Source organism: Paenibacillus glycanilyticus, assembly GCF_051200795.1.
Lineage (GTDB): Bacteria > Bacillota > Bacilli > Paenibacillales > Paenibacillaceae > Pristimantibacillus > Pristimantibacillus glycanilyticus.
The window spans coordinates 3,277,177-3,292,459 of record NZ_CP195155.1; the positions used below are offsets into that span (position 1 = coordinate 3,277,177).

Annotated in this window: 17 protein-coding genes; 15 read left to right on the top strand and 2 right to left on the bottom strand. The window is 47.6% G+C overall.

Annotated elements, in window-relative coordinates; translation table 11 throughout:
* Positions 1-67: 67 nt before the first annotated feature.
* From ACR9FF_RS15050 to ACR9FF_RS15075, 6 genes are all read left to right on the top strand, one after another.
* Positions 68-631, top strand: coding sequence for a TetR/AcrR family transcriptional regulator (locus ACR9FF_RS15050; protein WP_127492349.1), 564 nt, complete (start codon positions 68-70; stop codon positions 629-631).
* Positions 632-941: 310 nt separating this feature from the next.
* Entirely contained in the window at positions 942-1,823 is an 882-nt protein-coding gene (locus ACR9FF_RS15055; protein ID WP_435171942.1) for an oxidoreductase, read from the top strand.
* A 50-nt stretch (positions 1,824-1,873) separates the two neighbouring features.
* Positions 1,874-2,203, top strand: coding sequence for an antibiotic biosynthesis monooxygenase family protein (locus ACR9FF_RS15060; protein WP_127492353.1), 330 nt, complete (start codon positions 1,874-1,876; stop codon positions 2,201-2,203).
* Positions 2,204-2,604: 401 nt separating this feature from the next.
* Entirely contained in the window at positions 2,605-4,143 is a 1,539-nt protein-coding gene (locus ACR9FF_RS15065) for an MDR family MFS transporter (protein WP_201005410.1), read from the top strand.
* Between the two features lie 294 nt (positions 4,144-4,437).
* A complete protein-coding gene (locus tag ACR9FF_RS15070; RefSeq protein WP_435171943.1) occupies positions 4,438-4,578 on the top strand; it encodes a hypothetical protein in 141 nt (46 codons plus the stop codon).
* A 127-nt stretch (positions 4,579-4,705) separates the two neighbouring features.
* Positions 4,706-5,623 (top strand): tyrosine-type recombinase/integrase, encoded by a 918-nt coding sequence (locus ACR9FF_RS15075; RefSeq protein ID WP_435171944.1) that lies wholly within the window; start codon positions 4,706-4,708, stop codon positions 5,621-5,623.
* Here the strand turns inward: ACR9FF_RS15075 and ACR9FF_RS15080 are convergent.
* A complete protein-coding gene (locus ACR9FF_RS15080; protein WP_435171945.1) occupies positions 5,620-6,261 on the bottom strand; it encodes a cysteine hydrolase family protein in 642 nt (213 codons plus the stop codon). The genes ACR9FF_RS15075 and ACR9FF_RS15080 overlap by 4 nt on opposite strands.
* A 178-nt stretch (positions 6,262-6,439) precedes the next feature.
* On the opposite strand from ACR9FF_RS15080, the gene ACR9FF_RS15085 reads away from it, so the two are divergent.
* From ACR9FF_RS15085 to ACR9FF_RS15125, 9 genes are all read left to right on the top strand, one after another.
* A complete protein-coding gene (locus ACR9FF_RS15085) occupies positions 6,440-7,660 on the top strand; it encodes an NAD(P)/FAD-dependent oxidoreductase (protein WP_435171946.1) in 1,221 nt (406 codons plus the stop codon).
* 189 nt (positions 7,661-7,849) lie between these two features.
* Positions 7,850-8,569, top strand: coding sequence for a metal ABC transporter ATP-binding protein (locus ACR9FF_RS15090; RefSeq protein ID WP_317979493.1), 720 nt, complete (start codon positions 7,850-7,852; stop codon positions 8,567-8,569).
* Positions 8,506-9,402: a metal ABC transporter permease gene (locus ACR9FF_RS15095; RefSeq protein ID WP_435172123.1), complete on the top strand. Its 897-nt coding sequence runs from the start codon at positions 8,506-8,508 to the stop codon at positions 9,400-9,402. The genes ACR9FF_RS15090 and ACR9FF_RS15095 overlap by 64 nt, the downstream gene beginning before the upstream one ends.
* 53 nt (positions 9,403-9,455) lie before the next feature.
* A complete protein-coding gene (locus ACR9FF_RS15100) occupies positions 9,456-10,430 on the top strand; it encodes a metal ABC transporter substrate-binding protein (RefSeq protein ID WP_435171947.1) in 975 nt (324 codons plus the stop codon).
* Positions 10,431-10,517: 87 nt separating this feature from the next.
* Complete coding sequence (locus ACR9FF_RS15105; RefSeq protein ID WP_127492368.1) at positions 10,518-11,699, top strand: GTP-binding protein; 1,182 nt, start codon at positions 10,518-10,520, stop codon at positions 11,697-11,699.
* A 129-nt stretch (positions 11,700-11,828) separates the two neighbouring features.
* On the top strand, positions 11,829-12,338 hold the full coding sequence (locus tag ACR9FF_RS15110) for a GNAT family N-acetyltransferase (RefSeq protein WP_435171948.1): 510 nt from the start codon (positions 11,829-11,831) through the stop codon (positions 12,336-12,338).
* Between the two features lie 16 nt (positions 12,339-12,354).
* Positions 12,355-12,825 (top strand): SRPBCC family protein, encoded by a 471-nt coding sequence (locus ACR9FF_RS15115; RefSeq protein WP_435171949.1) that lies wholly within the window; start codon positions 12,355-12,357, stop codon positions 12,823-12,825.
* Positions 12,826-12,906: 81 nt separating this feature from the next.
* A complete protein-coding gene (locus ACR9FF_RS15120) occupies positions 12,907-13,929 on the top strand; it encodes an AraC family transcriptional regulator ligand-binding domain-containing protein (protein WP_435171950.1) in 1,023 nt (340 codons plus the stop codon).
* A gap of 89 nt (positions 13,930-14,018) precedes the next feature.
* On the top strand, positions 14,019-14,813 hold the full coding sequence (locus ACR9FF_RS15125; protein WP_435171951.1) for an SDR family NAD(P)-dependent oxidoreductase: 795 nt from the start codon (positions 14,019-14,021) through the stop codon (positions 14,811-14,813).
* 52 nt (positions 14,814-14,865) lie between these two features.
* Here the strand turns inward: ACR9FF_RS15125 and ACR9FF_RS15130 are convergent, their stop codons facing one another.
* Entirely contained in the window at positions 14,866-15,123 is a 258-nt protein-coding gene (locus ACR9FF_RS15130; RefSeq protein ID WP_127498925.1) for a hypothetical protein, read from the bottom strand.
* Positions 15,124-15,283: the final 160 nt, after the last annotated feature.

Sequence of the window (15,283 nt, forward strand, 5' to 3'; positions counted from 1 at the left end):
AAGATGAAGCCGTATCCTTGACATCCTGCTCACAATCATACTAATGTTATTGCAAGAGGTGGAAGACATGAGCAAGAAGCAGGATATTATGGCGGCAACGCTCGACTTGATTCATGAAGAGGGGCTGCAATCCGTTACTTTTTCAAAATTGTTCAAGCGTGCCAATGTCGGAGCGGGAACGATCTATAATTATTTCGCGAATAAAGAAGAGCTTGTTAATGCGGTATACAAGGAAGCTCGCATTCTTATGGGCGAGTATTTGCTTCAAGGCTATAACCCGGAAGCGAGCCTGTATGAACGGTTCAAGTGCTTGCAATTGAACCGGCTGAACTTCGGGATTCGGTATCCGAAGGAATTTTTGTTTATCGACAGTTTTTCGTTCTCCCCGTATATTTCGCCCGAGCTGCGCAACATGGAGGATGCCCGCCATTCCAGCGAGGTCGTACTTTCGTTAATTGTGGAGGGGCAGAAGCAGGGAATTATTAAGGAAATGGATTCGCATCTGTGCCATCAGCTTATTCACGGTATTATATCGTCTATTCTGAAGGGCTATTATATTGATAAATACCCTTTGAATGAAGTTCAGGTTCAACAAATTTTGGAAGCGTCATGGAAGGCCATATTAGTGTAGAAACAGCCATTTGGATTGCGTTTGGATCCGGGGCTGTTTTTTATTATGCTTAAATTGGAATATATATTCCGATTTTGATTCAAGATAACAACCATTCTGATGTTGTTTCTTGATTTGAATAAGATGGTTTTTCTGCATTACTGGAACATTGAGAAAGGGAAAAGAGCCATAAAATAAAGGTGAAATGGACTTGTTAATATTGGATTGGAATAAACATTCCGAAAAACTATTGATTTCGCATGCAAGAAGGACTATACTTGCAGTGGAATGAATATTCCAAATCACATTACTTATTCAGGAGGTATTTTATATGTCTAAAGTATGGTTCATTACGGGAAGCTCCCGTGGATTCGGTCGTAGTCTGGCCGAGGCTGTCTTGGCGAATGGAGATCAGCTGGTGGCAACGGCTCGCAGACCGGAACAGCTTGCCGATCTCGAAGCGCGTTTCGGAAACCGGGTCCGTCTTGTGCCATTGGACGTTACGAGCTATGAGCAGGCTGAAGCTGCTATCCGGACCGCCGTTGAAGCGTTCGGGCGATTGGATGTCGTGGTCAATAATGCGGGCTACGGCAACGTTTCCTCTATAGAAGAAACGCCGATGGAGGATTTTCGAGCCCAAGTGGAAACAAACCTATGGGGTGTCGTTCATGTAACCAAAGCCGCTCTGCCGGTGCTGAGAGAACAGGGACATGGCCATATCGTTCAATTCTCGTCCATTGGAGGCCGTACGGGTGCGCCTGGTCTTGGACCTTATCAAATGTCCAAATGGGCAGTAGAGGGTTTTTCCGAAGTATTAGCCAAAGAAGTTAATCCTCTTGGCATTAAGGTTACGCTAATTGAACCAGGCGGTTTCCGTACCGACTGGGCTGGATCGTCCATGCAGCATATCGAACCCCGAAACGAGTACAGTGACACGGTTGGCGGTCTGCTGAAGCATTTGCGCGATGTGACCGGCAAGGAGAACGGTGATCCGGAAAAAGCGGCTCAAGCTATTCTTGCCATCGCCAGCGAAGAGAATCCGCCTCTCCGGCTGCTTCTTGGCAGCGATGCTGTAGCCATCGCCAATGCAGTGGATACGGGCAAACTGGCCGAGACAAAACGCTGGGAAAAGCTCAGTGTATCAACCGACTACGAAGCCAAAGAGCTGGATCCGCAAGTTACCCGTATGTATGACGAGTTTGATAAACAGTAATATTCGTAATGATCATTGCAGATAATAATCAAAGAAAAGGAGTGTTATGCATGACTCATATTTCGGCAGATCATCCTGTCTTAACCTTTATTAACGTGTTTACGGTTAAACCAGAGAATCAGGACCGTCTTGTTGAGCTTCTAACGAGTGCAACGGATGTTTCCGTCCGCTATGCTGCCGGCTTTATCTCATCCAGCCTGCATCGGAGCACGGATGGAACGAAAGTAACGATGTATGCGCAGTGGAGAAGCCTGGAGGATTATCAGGCGATGAGGGATGATCCCAAGCCTCTTCCGTATTTGCAGGAAGCATTAAAGATTGCAACGTTCGAACCAGGGATGTACGAAGTTGTCAAAACTTTTGAACCCGTTCAAGCATAATGGATTAAACCCCAAGGAGAAATCTCCTTGGGGTTTAATTTGTTTACATAAAATTTATTACGTAAACAACTGGGAATAGAAATTTAAAGGAGTAAAATGGCAGGGAAGAGCTTTAGAAAAAAGGATTGACACGGGAACACCTGTTCTTTAAGATATGAATGTATGTTTTCCAATTCCTTGAAGGATGAACGGAAAGATAGGCTGATGGAAATTATATTTAAAGCGGATTCAAAATTCTGGACTATGCAATGAAACAATGTTATGTTACGATGTCATCGTAGGAAGTCATAATTTTGTCTCGTTTTTCTACCGTTCTTAGCGGTTTGGAGACATTTGAACGAAACATTGTTTTGACGGAAATGAAAAAGATCTCATGTTAGGGAAGAAAGGTTGCGTGTAAAGTGGCAGCAAACAAAAAGAGCAACGTAGGGCTTGTAATCGCTGGTCTGTTGCTTAGCATTCTGATGGCGTCGATGGATAATACGATCGTCGCTACGGCGATGGGGAATATCGTCGCCGAACTAGGCGGACTCGACAAGTTCGTATGGGTTACGTCCGCTTATATGGTGGCGGAAATGGCAGGGATGCCGATCTTCGGCAAGCTGTCCGACATGTATGGCCGGAAACGGTTCTTCCTATTCGGCATTATTATGTTTATGGCAGGTTCCGTATTATGCGGAACAGCCAGCTCGATCACCGAGCTCGCACTATTCCGCGCGGTTCAAGGGATCGGGGCGGGGGCTATGATGCCCGTTGCGTTTACGATTATGTTTGACGCCGTGCCTTTGGAAAGCCGGGGCAAAATGGGCGGCATGTTCGGAGCGGTATTCGGGATGTCTTCCATCTTCGGGCCGCTGATCGGTGCGTATATTACGGACAACTTCGCATGGGAATGGGTATTCTACATCAATCTTCCGCTTGGCATTATCGCGCTTTGCATGATTGGTTTCTTCTATAAGGAATCGATGGAGCATTCGAAGCAGCCAATCGACTGGTATGGAGCGGCTACATTGATCGGTGCCATAGTCTGCCTGATGTTCGCGCTTGAGCTTGGCGGCAAGACATACGCCTGGGATTCCGTTCAAATTCTTGGCATGTTTGCAGGCTTTGCCGTCCTGCTTGTTACCTTCCTGATCGTAGAGACGAAGGTTAAAGAGCCCATTATCTCTTATGCCCTATTTAAGAACCGGTTGTATTCGACCAGTATCTTAAGCGCATTGTTCAGCGGCGCAGCGTTTATTGTCGCTTCCGTATTTATCCCGATCTTTATTCAAGGGGTACTCGGCGGCTCGGCAACAAACTCGGGGCTGGTCTTGCTGCCGATGATGCTTGGCACGGTAGTAACCGCTACTTCCGGGGGTTTCCTGATGACCAAGATACCGTACCGCAACATTATGGTGGCGACGTTTATTATTCTGGTTATCGGGTCCATCCTGACAACTACGCTTACAGCGGATTCATCCCGGTTTATCGTGACCATCTATATGATTCTGATTGGTCTTGGCATTGGCGCGTCCTTCTCGGTACTCGGTAACACAGCCATTCACGGATTACCTGCCAGACAGCGGGGGACGGCAAGCTCGACGCTTAACTTCATTCGTTCACTTGGGATGACAATCGGTATTACGATTTACGGGATTATACAAAGCAATCTGTTTACGAGCAAAATGACCGATGCCTTTGCAGCCGGCGGTCAAGCCGCTCCGGAAGGCGGCATGCAATTCAAAGATCCGCGCGAGATTCTGACGCCGGAAGCCCGGGATCAGATTCCAGCTGAGGTATTGGACAAAATCGTCCATTCTTTGGCCGATTCGATCGTAGGGACCTTCGCATGGGCAATTATTCCGGCTGTGCTCGCTTTGATCGTATCGTTCTTTATGGGTCGCAGCAAGCTTGATCCTAATGCGGATATGGAACAGCAAAGCTATGGCGGACATTAATTTATAGTTTGAGAAGTAGGCAGTCGCAGATGCGGCTGCCTTTTTAGTGCGCATTCCTAGTTTAACCAGTTAAGTTAACATAAAATACATTACGTAATCTTTGAAGCTGTAAAGTTAAAACAACAGCGGTATATGGCATGACTTTTGGCATAGAAGCATGAAAATCTTCATGGTTAAGATGCAATGGGAATACTTTTTATCATTCGCGTTCATTACTTCTCGCAGATTCGGTTGAATATGCTTGTTGTTATACTGATCACAAGAAAAGATGCTTCAACGAAAAGGGAGGAACGGATGATGAGATTGAGAGTGTTTTTTGAATCTATGGTGGAGAAATTAATGGCAAAGCTGAATCAACCTCTGAAAGGAAACTCCGAGCAAACGATTGGCGATCTGATTTATGATTCCTCCATTTATATGGATGGAGATTGTTAAAGGCTAGAAGCTAGAAGTAGAGCATCTATTTCCCCGATTTCATGCTATAATAAAGTGCGCAAAATCAGGGTTTTGCGCACTTTCGCTTGAGAGCCATTTTTTTATACATAAGGTAGGGGAATGCCGGTTGAAAAAGCAGCATGAATTGGAATATTTATACAGTAAGCTCACGCAAGCCTTTCGCATTTGGATGAAGCAAGCCGGTTATACGGATACGACGCAAAAAGAATATATGAGAGAGGCTTATGCCTATTTGGAATCTCTCGAAGGGGCAGCCGCCGAACAAGCCGGAAAGATGCATGTTATTTCGTTTCTTATATCGAAGCAGCGGGGAGCAGGTGACCGTGCGAGGAACCGGACGTTATCGGCGATTCGATCTTTCTATACGGCGTTGATTGATTTCGAGATGGCTACCCGCAATCCCGCAATGGAAGTTAAGAAATCGAAGACGGAAAAAAACAAGAAGCCGGTCTATCTCGAGGAGGATGAGCTTGCAGCAAGCTTGTCCTGTATCGAAGGGAGATACCGCGCTCGTAATGTGGCCATTTTTCTGCTGATGAGTTACTGCGGTCTCCGGGTTGGCGAGGTTCACCGTTTGAACCGGAACGACTTTAACCCGGTGAGAGGAACGATTGAGGTATTCGGCAAAGGACGGAAGTGGAATGAGATTCCGGTGCCGGAAGAGCTGGCTGCCGTTCTTTCGGAAGTGGCTCAGGACCGTATCACGCCTTATAAAGAGCAGGAGGATGCTTTCTTCGTCTCGCAGAAGGGAAGAAGATTGTCGATCCGCCAAATTCAGAAGATTGCCGGTCAAACCTTTGAGGCGTTCAAAAGCATTAATCCCCATGCGGCGAACAAAAAGCTCTCCTGCCACAAATTACGTCATACCTTTGCTACTATTCTGCTAAAGAATGGAGTAGATATCCGTGTAGTGAAGGAGCTGCTTGGACATGCCTCCATTGAAACAACGATGATATATACCCACGTGAACGACGATCAGAAGAAAGAAGCGATGGCGACGATCCGGCTGCCGGTTAACCTTTAATTTTGCATTTGCAGCTGTGGAGCGGTGGCGTGGTGCTGCCAGTAGTTAATGACGTCTTTTGTAGTTGCGGCCATGCCGAAATACGTATCAACGGTCTTAACCGTCATGTCATGCTCTTCCTGGGAAAAGGCCGCGCAGGCATCTTTCATAAGAATGATATGGTAATCCTTCATAAACCCGTCTCTTGCGGTGGATTCGACGCAAAGATTCGTACTTACGCCCGTCATAACAAGAGTTTCAATCTTTAAGGTCTGCAGGACGGACTCCAGGCGGGTATGAATAAAGCCGCTATACCGGTGTTTTTTTACGATAATGTCATTCTCAGTTGGAGAGACATTGAAAAACTCGGCGCCCCAGCTTCCGGTATGGCAAATCGGATTCACGCCATCCTCGAAGCGTGACACCCATACCTCGGAGTCCGTCGCTTTTTCGTGATTCGTCTGCAGGAAGATGACGGGGATTCCATGCTTCCGGGCAGATTCCAGTAAGGCTTGCAAGTCGGGTATCATTTTTCCGGCGGCGCTTACGTCAATACCGGTTTTGGCGATAGCTCCATCAGGGTGGCAGTAATCGTTCTGGACATCCACTACAATAACGGCCGTATTTTTCCGATTAAGTCTTTGCTTTAACTTATCCATAGCTCACACACCTGCTTCTCATTTTTGGATAAATTAGTTTTCCGGGGAAAGAGCATTTCTATCCATTCTCATACAGAACACTTTAAGAAAGAGCCGCCGTTCAGCGGCTCTTTGCCTATTAAGAACATGACTTCCGGGAAATAATAATTTCCAGTCTAATCGAAATAGGGGGAACTTCATGAATTTACAATCGGGTACGTATTATTGGCCAACAACCTTGCCGGATGCCCCGGCTTATCCGTCGATTCAAGAGGATACGGAATGCGATGTTGCGATTATTGGGGGAGGGAGCTCGGCGGCGCAATGCGCATATTATCTGGCTGAACGGGGATTAAAAACCGTTGTGCTGGAAAAAGGGAGGATTGGCGCAGGCAGCACAAGCACCAATACGGCCATTATTCAATATTCGGGGGAAAAGATGTTTACTTCTCTCGTCAACACCTTTGGAGAAAAATATATTGCGGAGCATCTAACGCTATTGAAGCAAGCGATTGACGATATTGAAGAGGCCTCCCGGCGCGTACAACTGGATTGTGAATTCCGTAGGCGCGATACGCTTTATTCCGCGAGCTGTCCCGAGGATGTTGACCGTTTGCGGAACGAATATGAATTTATCAAGCGCCATGGCGGGGAAGTGGATTTCTGGACGAAAGTAAAGATTGAAGCCCATTATCCGTTCAGCCGGGAAGCGGCGATCTACTCATACGGGGACGGTGAGCTGAACCCGTATAAATTCACTCATGCCTTATTCCAGTATGCTGCAGAACGGGGAGTTAAGGTGTATGAGCATTCGGAAATGAACGGTCATCACTATGACGGAGATCTTCAGCGCATGATGATTTCCACCAAAAACGGTTATAACGTTCAAGCGCGACATGTTATTTTTGCCGCGGGATACGAGAATATGGATATTCGCAAAGAGAAGCAAGCTTCGTTCGTAAGTACCTATACGGTAACGACGCAGCCGGTAGCCGACTTCTCCACCTGGCATGAACGGACGTTGCTGTGGGAGACGGCACGGCCCTATATTTACATCCGCACAACGGCAGATAACCGCGTAATTATAGGAGGTCTCGACGAAAATACGATGTATCCGGACGACAGAGACAGCAAGCTGATTCATAAAACTTCTATGCTGATAGAGGAATTTAACCGCAGATTCCCGGCAATTCCCGTGGAGTCAGCTTATTCCTGTGCGGCATTTTATGGAGGAATGGTCGATGGTCTCCCTATCATAGGGAAGTACGAGGAATTCCCGAAATGCTACTTCTTGCTCGCGTACGGCGACAATGGGGCGGTATACAGTCAGCTTTTGTCCAAAATCATCGTACAGGAGATTGCGGAGGGGCATAGTCCGGATATGGAACGTTATTTGCAAGATCGGCCGCTTATTAAATAATAGCGCATCATAAAGAAGCAGAACTTTTCTTAATCGTAATGTTGACGATTAAGAAAAGTTCTGTTATTCTGCTTATACGTAATGATTACGTTCAACACTCGCTGTTGAACTTTTTATTTCTACTTTAATCGTAATAATTACGAAATAATGCGCAGATGTATGTTTGGATACATAGAAAGGATGATTATATTGCTGCTTGCCTCTCTTCAGGACGTGACCTTTGGGTACGGAGACGTTCCTTGCCTGGAAATGGCCAACATCGAGGTTCACTCGGGAGAATTCATTGCGGTTACCGGTCAGAACGGTGCCTCCAAATCGACCTTGCTTAAGCTTGCTTTACGGCTGCTACACCCTTGGCAGGGGAAGGTGAACTTATCGCCTACGAATGTTAATGGCGACAAGCTTGCTGTGGCGTATGTGCCGCAGCAGATTGCTGCATTCAATAGCGGATTTCCTAGTCAAGTGACCGAGTTTGTACGTTCCGGCCTTTACTCGCAAAGACTGAATTGGTTCAGGAGGCTAAGCCCGGACGCCAAGCAAGCCGCGGACGAAGCGATGAAAAGCATGGGCGTATGGGAGCTCCGCAATCGCCGGATCGGAGAGCTATCGGGAGGGCAGAAGCAGCGTATTTGCATAGCCAGGGCGCTCGCTATGTCGCCTGATTTGTTTGTGCTCGATGAGCCGACAACCGGCATGGATAAAGAAAGCCGGAAAGATTTCTACAAGCTTATGAGGGAGCAGATCGATCAACACGGCAAAACGGTCGTTATCGTTACTCATAACCTGACTGAGCTGGACGGCATGCTGGACCGTATTATTTCGCTCGAGAGAAGAGAGGAAGGAGGCTGGAAATGCTGCACTACGACTTCATGCAGCGGGCATTTTTCGCCGGCGGAATCATTGCGTTAATCGCTTCGGCGCTTGGCGTATATTTGCTGCTGAGAAGGCAGGCCTTAATGGCCGACATGCTCTCACATGTATCTCTTGCTGGAGTTGCTGCAGGTACATACCTCGGAATTAATCCGTCCCTGGCGGGGTTTGTCGTAGCTGTCCTTGGCGCAATTACGGTGGAGTATGTCCGTAAAGCCTACAAAACATATAGTGAGCTTTCCGTAGCCATTATTATGGTGGGAGGTCTCTCTTTGGCTGTCATTCTGATGACGATGAATAAGTCGGTTAACAAAAGCTTCTCCTCTTATTTGTTTGGTTCCGTAGTTGCCGTCAACCGGACGGAGCTTATGATTATGCTCGCAGCCGCACTTATTGGCGCTTTATTTTTCTTCCTGCTGCGAAGACCGCTTTATATGGTTTCCTTCGATGAGGAATCAGCGAGAACAAGCGGCATACCCGTACAGTGGATTTCCTTCGGATTCAGCATCGTTACAGGCATGATCGTAGCTGCAGCAATGCCGATTGTTGGCGTACTTCTCGTGTCGGCGCTTATTATATTGCCGGCAGCCCTGTCCGTCCGAATCTCGTCAAGCTTCGCCACGGCGATCCTTATATCGATGGGCATCGGTCTAACCGGTACGTTTATGGGCTTAACCGCTTCTTATGAGCTTAGCACGCCGCCCGGAGGCACGATCGCTTTTGTTCTTTTGTTGTTTTTAGTGGCAGGTTTAGGACTGAAAAAGCTGTTTGCGCTTGGATCAAAGAGATCCGGCAGGCTGGTTATGCGTCCGGAAACGCCCGTATCCCGACGCCATAGAGCAGCGGATAACGAACATTGGTCTTCATCCTAATTCCCATGTAATTAGGAAGAGATATAAATCAAATCTGGAGGTACTTTTTTATTATGAAATCCTGGTTGAAAAAATCGATCGTGCTTGGAGCAGGTTTATCCTTAATCCTGGCCGGATGCGGCAATCAAACGAAAGAAGCAGCAAGTAACGAAGGCAAGCTGAAGGTGGTTACAACCTTTTACCCGATGTATGAATTCAGCAAGCAGGTGGCAGGTGACCATGCGGAGGTTGTCGCCCTTATCCCTTCCGGAACCGAGCCGCATGACTGGGAGCCAAGCGCCAAGGATATGGCAGCCATTAAAGACGCGGATGTATTCGTTTATAACGGAATCGTTGAGGGCTGGGTTGACAGTGCTTTATCCAGTGCGGCGAATGAGCAGCGTGTAGTCGTGGAAGCGAGCATGGGCATTACTTTAATGGAAGGAGAAGAGCATGACCATGAGCATGGGGAAGAAGATCACGGGCATGGCGAAGAGGAGGAGCATTCTCATGAAGAAGAGTCGCCTCTGGATCCCCATGTTTGGCTTGATCCGGTACTTGCCCAGCAAGAGGTAAGGGCGATCCAGGCCGCATTGGAGCAGGCGGATCCCGGCAATAAAGAGGATTACAAGAAAAATGCGGATGAATATATCGCAAAGTTACAGGAGCTGGATCTTGCCTTCAAGGATGCATTAACAAACGCCAAGCATAAAGAGTTTGTCACTCAGCATGCGGCATTTGGTTATTTGGCTAAGCAATACGGACTCACTCAAATTCCGATTTCCGGACTATCGCCCGAGCAAGAGCCTTCTCCGGATGAGATGGCGGAGGTTGTTGAATTCGCGAAGGAGCATCAGGTTCAGACGATTTTCTTCGAAACGCTTGTTGATCCGAAGGTCGCTCAAGTTGTAGCTGACGAGATTGGCGCGGCAACGGCAGTGCTTAACCCGTTGGAAGGGCTGACCGCGGAAGATATCAAGAACAACCTGGACTACATCGGCGTCATGACCAATAATCTTGAGGCATTAAAGAAAGCATTAAACGAATAATTCGAAGAAGAAGTAAGCACGCTGGACATAACTCCGGCTTTTTCTTCCGAATTTAATCGTAATAATTACGTAATAGGAGATGATGACATGAACAAAATACCCGTAACCGTGCTAAGCGGCTACTTGGGAGCCGGCAAGACAACGGTACTCAATCACGTGCTGAATAACCGTGAAGGAATGAAGGTTGCCGTAATCGTGAACGATTTAAGCGAGGTAAATATCGATGCGGGCCTTATAAAAGAGGGAGGTGGTCTCTCGCGTACCGATGAGAAGCTGGTGGAAATGTCGAATGGCTGTATCTGCTGTACGCTTCGGGAGGATTTACTCCGCGAGGTGGAGCGATTAGCATTGGATGGACGCTTCGATTACATATTAATTGAGTCGACCGGCGTAGGCGAGCCTGTTCCCGTCGCTCAAACCTTTACTTATATAGATGAAGAGCAAGGAATCGATTTATCCCGTTTCTGCCAGCTTGATTGCATGGTAACGGTTGTGGACGCTAACCGGTTCTGGCATGATTTCTCCTCCGGTGAGTCGCTGCTCGCACGCAGTCAGGCTGTAGGAGATGACGATACGCGGGAAGTCGTGGATCTGTTAATCGACCAGATCGAATTCTGCGATGTATTGCTGCTCAACAAATGCGACATGATCGAAGAGGATGAGCTAGTTGAATTGGAAGGCGTGCTAAGAAAGCTGCAGCCTCGTGCCAAGCTGATTCGAACCGTTAATGGCCAAGTTAATCCGGCAGAGATTTTAAATACAGGTTTGTTCGACTTTGATGAAGCAAGCCAATCTGCCGGCTGGGTGAAGGAGCTGTCGAAATCCGAGCATACGCCGGAAACGGAGGAGTACGGAATCTCTTCCTTCGTCTATGAGCGCGTCAAGCCGTTTCATCCCGGAAGATTGAAGAAATGGCTGAAAAACTGGCCGGAGGAGGTAGTGAGGGCCAAAGGGGTCATGTGGGTCGCTTCCAGGAACAACATTGGCCAAAATATAAGCCAGGCTGGCCCATCCATTCAATTTGGCCCATCCGGTTATTGGATTGCAACGCTGCCGCAAGCGGAACAGGAGATGTACCTCCAAGAGTATCCGGAGCTGCGGGACAGCTGGTCTCCAGAGTATGGGGACCGTATCAATAAAGTCGTGTTTATTGGCATTAAGATGGACCGGGAATCCATAAACGAAACACTAGACGCCTGTCTGTTAACGGAAGCGGAGATGCGGGAAGATTGGTCCCGATTCAAGGATACGCTGCCGGATATCCATTAGATCAGAGGAAAGACAGCCATAGGGCTGTCTTTTTTTTGTATCAAACCAGCAACTACGATTGGAGAACGCATGAATTTGAAGAGTGGATAGGTTAAAATGGAAGGATAACGCGAAAAGGCAGGTACTTAGATGAAGATAGAATTTACGAAGGTCCATACTGCAGATCAGATAACGCTTGTTGCCCGCCTGGCGGGGCAAATCTGGCGTGAGCATTACGTATCCATGATTACCATCGAGCAGATTGACTATATGATCGAGAAGTTTCAATCCGTATCCGCGATTACCGATCAGATTCGAAATCAAGGATACGAATATTACTTGCTGCAGCAACAAGACGGCTCTGCAGCCGGCTATTTGTCCATTCGAGCAGATAACGGGAAGCTGTTCTTAAGCAAGTTTTACGTATCGAAGGAACACCGCGGCCGCGGCTATGCCAGTCAAGCCATGGCATTTATTGAGCAGCTGTGCAAAGAACGCGGATTAAGCCATATTTGGCTGACGGTTAATCGGGATAACGCATCCAGTATCGCGGTTTACGAGAAAAAAGGCTTCGTTAACGTGCGTGAGCAAGTAGCGGACATTGGCAATGGCTACGTTATGGACGATTTCATTATGGAAAAGGAAATTGCATTCGTGTAAGATCGGAGGTTTTCACTTGCCCGTTATCGTACAAACTCTTGTTATTCATGCGCCAATTGAAATTTGCTTTGATCTTTCCCGCAGCATTGAGATTCATATGGAGTCCACTTCTCAAACCAAGGAACGAGCGGTGAGAGGCCGGACAAGCGGGTTAATCGAACGAGGGGAGACCGTCACCTGGGAAGCTACTCATTTTGGCGTCCGCCAGCAGCTTACGGCAGTGATTTCGGAATACGAGCGCCCATACCGGTTTGTGGATGAAATGGTCAGCGGCGCTTTTAAACGATTCAGGCATGAGCATCGATTTGAAGAGCGTGATGGCGGAACGCTTATGACGGATATTTTCGACTATACCTCACCGCTTGGGCCGCTTGGCAGGATAGCGGATGTCCTATTTTTACGCTCATATATGGAACGATTTCTAAAGCAACGGAACGAGTGCATCAAACGGCAAGCCGAAAAACATTGGAATCAGAAAATAAGGTAACAGAAAATAAGGTAACAGAAAATATATTATGTTAACTAATGAGTGATGCGAATATAGAAACCCATAAGGGGGATACGCAACATGGCATCTCATGACCGGATTAAAATCCCGCCGGGATTCTGGATCGGCTTGCGCGAAATAGGCTTTTCCGTGCAAGAGATTGCGGCTAAGGCGCAGCTGACCTTAGACCAAATCGAGAAGCCGGAAGGGGTTACTCCGACGCAATATTTCGCGATATGGCAGGCGTATTCCGAGCTTGTTGGCGACATATCCAAGGCGGTTGTTAAGCTTTCAACCGCATACGAAACAACGCAATACCCGCCGTCTATGCTGGCCACCTACCATGCCCGGAACTATCGTGATGCCCTAAATCGCATGGCAAAATATAAGCGGCTTTGTCCACCCGAAAGTCTGCAGATCTCGGAAGAGGGTGATAACTGCCATATTCAGCTTAGCTGGTCAGATCAACAGCAGCCCGGTCCGCCAATGCTTGTGGCGATTACGTTAGCGACGCTTGTGGAACTTGGCCGGAGAGGAACGGGCCGGCAGATTAACGCCAAGCTTGTTGAGTTTTCTTTTCCGCTTAACGATGACGGTACGCTTGAGGCTTATTTTGGCTGTCCTGTCCGTTTTGGCGCGGAACATGATCGATTGACGCTGAGTCGCAGCGATTTGGATTGGCCATTTCTCTCTTATAACGAAGAATTGCTCGAGATTCTGACGCCTGCGCTGGAGCGCACTTTAGATGAACGGAAAAACCGGTTCTCCCTTGTTCAAATCATCGAAAGAATAATTAAACGCGATCTGGCAGGCAGTCGTCCTGATATGCTGATCATCGCCAGGGATCTGGGCATGAGCGAGCGAACGCTTCAGCGCAGGCTTTCGCAGGAAGGGACAAGCTTTAAGAAAATTTTGTCTCGTGTCAGACATGAAATGGCGTTGGCTTACTTGAAGGATTCTACCCTTGAGATTCATGAAGTAGCCTTTTTAATCGGATATGAAGATCAGAACTCGTTCTACCGGGCATTTCGCTTATGGGAAGGGGAGACTCCGGCGAATTGGCGTGGCCGGCATGCCGATGCCTCCTGTTCCTTGGCGCGTTAAGCAAGAAGATTGGCGCGGGGGACTAGTTACCTATCCCTCCGGACAAGGTAGTATATTCTCTATCCCAAGCAACAAAGGAGACAGAGAATATGGATATGCGATTAACGAACAAGACTGCGTTGGTGACAGGTTCAAACAAGGGAATTGGCAAAGCCATTGCTATAGAGCTGGCAAGGGAAGGCGTTCATGTGTTGATTAACGGCCGTAACGTAGAAGAGACAGAGAAAACCGTACAAGAGATTAAAGCGTTATTCCCTGCAACCACTCCGCAAAACGCGGCAGCCGATCTTACGGATAGGAAGCAGCTGGAAGCCTTGTTTGAGAAGCACCGGGAAGCGGATATTCTAGTGAACAATGCGGGTATTTACGAAATAATGGCTTACCAAGACGTCAGTCATGAAGTCTGGGAGCGATACTTCCATACGAATGTGCTCGCAGCCCATGATTTATGCAAGCACTATATGCCTAAAATGCTGAGCAACGGCTTTGGCCGCATTCTTTTTATTGCAAGCGAAGAAGCGCTTATGCCGTCAGGTCAAATGCCGCAATATGCGGTGACCAAATCGATGTTATTGTCCTTATCCAAAAGCTTATCCAAACTAACCGTAGGCACGGAAGTAACGGTGAATTCCATTATGCCGGGACCAACCCTTTCGGAAAACGTCTATCAGATTATCGAGCATCTGTATTCGGACGAGGACATCCCGTTTGCGGAAAAAGAGAAAAGATTCATGGCCGCAAATCTTCCCCAATCGGAAATTCAGAGATTCATCAGGCCAAGCGAGATTGGCAGATTAGCTGCTTTCGTCTGCAGCCCGGATGCTTCTGCGTTTAAGGGTTCGCCTATCCGGATGGATGGGGGAATGGTTCCGACTATTTTCTAATACGAATAACGAAAAACGGCTACCGCAAGCGAATGCTTGGGCAGCCGTTTTTTTATGCTTTCGGTTCGCTAATATTATACTTGGCTTTCTCTTCATCGCTTAACGTATAGAAATGCGTCACGCTGCGGAGAAACGTTGTCCCGTCCGCGATTTTGACCATATCGTCATTGTAGGCAATGATCGGAAGAGGCGGTCTTAACCGCATCCGGTCCTGATAGACGATAACAGGCTCCTTGGAAGCCATCACTTTCCGGATCTCTTCATCCGTTTTCAGCTCATTTGCAGCTGTAATGTGAGGGGTTTCAATCATGGATAATTATCCTCCTAAAAGTTTACTTCGCAAGCCTTCCTCGCAACATCGGCTAATCAGACATTGAATACTAGCATGTCCCTTTGACGGTAAGAACATTCCTGAATTTCCTGAATGACGGAAAACGTCTCGGCGGCAAGCTCCACGCTTAACGTTGCGA